A 3,394-nucleotide genomic window follows, 5' to 3' on the forward strand; every position below is an offset into this window, starting at 1 on the left:
CTCGGGCACCGAGCGTGCCAGCAGCGCGTAGTAGGGGTGGTGCGGCCCGCGGTCGTAGTCCGCGTGCGCGACCTGGGTCAGCTTGCGGCCATGCTGCATCACCACGATCTCGTCGCAGATCGAGCGCACGGTGTGCAGGTCGTGGCTGATGAAGAGGTAGGACACGCCCAGTTCCTTGCGCAGCTCGGCCATCAGGTCGAGGATGGCAGCGCCGACCACCGTATCCAGCGCCGAGGTGATCTCGTCGCACAGGATCAGCTCCGGATCGGCGGCGAGCGCCCGGGCCAGGTTCACGCGCTGCTTCTGCCCGCCGGACAGGCCGCCAGGCGTGCGCTGCGCCACGCCGGCGGGCAGCCGCACCAGATCAAGCAGCTGGCGGATCCGTGCCCGTTTCGCTTCGCCGCGCAGGCCGTGGAAGAACTGCAGCGGCCGCGCCAGGATCTCCTCGACGGTGCGCGCGGGATTGAGCGCGGTATCGGCCATCTGGAACACGATCTGGATGCGCCGCAGCTCGTCGTGGCTGCGCTGCGCCACGGTCGGTTTCAGCGGGCGGCCGTTGAAGGCGATGCTGCCGTGGCAGGGTGCCACCAGCCCGGCAATCGCGCGCGCCAACGTGGTCTTGCCCGAACCCGACTCGCCGATGACGCCAATCGCCTGGCCCCGGTACAGCTTCAGGTCGACGCCTTCCAGGATCTTCGCGGCCGGCTGCCCGTGCGCATCGAGCACACCGTAGCCGGCGGACAGATCGCGAACCTCCAGCAGCAGCGGGCTCTTGTCGGGGTCCACCGGCGCACCCGGACGCTCGGTCGGGCGCGCCGCGGCCAGCAGGCAGCGCGTGTAGTCGTCGGCGGGCTGGTACAGGATCTGGTCGGTCTCGCCCAGCTCGCGCATCTTGCCGTCGCGCAGCACCAGGATGTGGTCGGCCACCTGGGCCACCACGGCCAGGTCGTGGCTGACATAGACCGCCGTGGTGCGGCGCTCCTGCACCGCGCGGCGGAACACGCGCAGCACTTCGACCTGCGTGGTGACGTCCAGCGCCGTGGTCGGCTCGTCCAGGATCACCAGGTCGGGATCGGTGATCAGCGCCATCGCCGCCATCAGGCGCTGCAGTTGCCCGCCGGAGACCTGGTGGGGGTAGCGCTCGCCGATGGAATCAGGGTCAGGCAGCGCCAGTTCGCGGAACAGAGCGACCGCCTTCTTCTCGGCGGCTTTGCGATCCATGAGCCGGTGGATCAGCGCCGGTTCGACCACCTGGTCCATGATGGTGCGCGACGGGTTGAACGAGGCCGCCGCGCTCTGCGCGATATAGGTGATCTCGCGCCCGCGCAGCCGGCGCTGGTCGCCCGGCGAGAGGTGCAATACGTCGGTGGTGCCGACCCGGATGCTGCCGGCGATCTCGCAGCCGTGGCGTGCAAAGCCCATCAGCGCCAGCGCGGTGGTGGTCTTGCCCGAGCCGGACTCGCCGATCAGTGCCAGCACCTTACCGGGCTCGATCTCGAAGTCCACACCATCGACCAACGTCGCCTGGCCTGCGGTGATGCGCAGATTGCTGACCTTTACGGACGTGCCCATTTATTTGACTCCGTTACGTGCCGAGCGACCCGGCAGATTGTCGATGACGAGGTTGACGGCGAGGGTCAGGCTGGCGATGGCCAGCGCCGGCGCCACCACCGCCATGCTGCCTTCAGACAGCGCGCCGATGTTCTCGCGCACCAGCGAACCCCAGTCGGCATCTGGCGGCTGGATGCCCAGGCCCAGGAAGCTGAGGCTGGCGAGCAGCAGCACGACGTAGACGAAGCGCAGCCCCAGGTCGGCGAGCATGGGCCCGAGGATATTGGGCAGGATCTCCTGGCGCATGATGTAGGCGGTGCCTTCGCCGCGGGTGCGGGCAACCGTCACGTAATCCATCGCATTGATGTTGACCGCGAGCGAGCGCGCGATGCGATAGGCGCCCGGCACGTAGATGATCGCCGCCGTGACGGCGAGCATCCACACCGACGAGCCGAAGGCCGCGACCATGATCAGCGCGAACATCTTGCTGGGGATGGCCGTGAGCGTATCGACGCCGCGGCTCAGGCAGGCATCGATCCAGCGCCCGCTGACGGTGGCGAGCAAGGCCAGCGTGATGCCGATGCCGCTGGCGCACAGGGTCGAGACCAGCGCGACGCAGACGGTGTAGCGGGCGCCCAGGACGACGCGCGCCAGCATGTCGCGCCCGAGGTAGTCGGTGCCGAGCCAGTGCTGGGCGCTGATCGGGGCGAAGACCTGGATCTCTCCCGCGGGCGTGCCGTCAGCGTGGATCAGGATCGGGCCGAGGATGGCGGCGAACAGCCAGCCGATGAGGACCAGGCAGCCGATCCAGCCGGTGAGACCCAGGCGGGGCAGGCGCGGGCGGCGACAGCCTTGGTCGGGGGCGCTCACCGCGGTGGTGGCTTGGGTGTGGGAGGAAGTGGACATGAATTGCAGCTCCTGCATGGCGTTCGAGGCTTCAGCGATGGCGCAGACGCGGATTGGCGACGATGCCGCACACATCGGCAAGCGTGACGAGGGTTAGGTACGCACAACAGAAGATCATGGCGCACACCTGGACCACGGGCATGTCGCGCTGGGCGACGCTGTCGACCATCAGCTTGGCGATTCCCGGGTAGTTGAAGATGGTCTCGATGATGATGACGCCGCCAAGCAGGTAGGACAGGCTCAGCGCCACGGCATTGGCAATCGGGCCGATGGCGTTGGGCAGCGCGTGGAACAGCACCATGCGGGTCGCGGAAGCGCCCTTGAGCCGCACCATCTCGATGTAGGGCGCGTTGAGCTGGTCGATCACCGCGGCGCGGGTCATGCGCAGCATCTGCGCGACGATCACGCAGCACAGGCTCAGCACCGGCATGGCCAGCGAACGCAGGATCTTGTCCCACGAATCGTCGGTGCCGATATAGGCGAGCGCGGGCAGCCAGCGCAGTTGGACCGCGAACAACAATACGGCCAGCGTGGCGACCAGGAACTCCGGCACCGAGACCACCGCCACCGCGCCGAGGCTGACGCCGCGGTCAAACCAGGTACCACGGTAGACCGCCGCCAGGATGCCGAGGCCGAGCGCCACCGGCACCGAGATCAGCGCGGTCAGGCCGGCCAGCAACAGCGATTGGGGCAGGCGGCTGCCAATGGCCTCCGACACCGGCTGACGGGTGACCAGCGACTCGCCGGCATTGCCGGTCACCATGCCGCCCAGCCAGTGCACGTAGCGCACCGGCGCGGGGACATCGAGGCCCATCTGGGTACGCAGCGCGGCCAGGGCTTCGGGTGTGGCGTCCTGGCCGAGCTGTTCCTGTGCGGCATCGCCGGGCAATACCGCGGTGATGGCGAAGACGATGGCCGAGACGGCCAGCAATGAGAT

Annotated in this window: 3 protein-coding genes; all 3 read right to left on the reverse strand. The window is 68.4% G+C overall.

Annotation, left to right across the window (positions count from 1 at the left end):
* Positions 1-1,572, reverse strand: a 1,572-nt coding sequence (locus tag AC07UK_RS38665) for an ABC transporter ATP-binding protein (protein WP_494693925.1), incomplete at its 3' end; no start/stop codon positions are given.
* Positions 1,573-2,457, reverse strand: coding sequence for an ABC transporter permease (locus AC07UK_RS38670; protein WP_436221685.1), 885 nt, complete (start codon positions 2,455-2,457; stop codon positions 1,573-1,575).
* A gap of 31 nt (positions 2,458-2,488) precedes the next feature.
* Positions 2,489-3,394: ABC transporter permease (locus AC07UK_RS38675; protein WP_494688320.1), on the reverse strand; the 906-nt coding region annotated here is incomplete at its 5' end.

Source organism: Cupriavidus sp. GW821-FHT07C08 (assembly GCF_059419025.1).

Coding starts and splice junctions, on each gene's coding strand:
- AC07UK_RS38670 (WP_436221685.1), bottom strand. CDS start 2,457: ATGTCCACTTCCTCCCACACCCAAGCCACCACCGCGGTGAGCGCCCCC.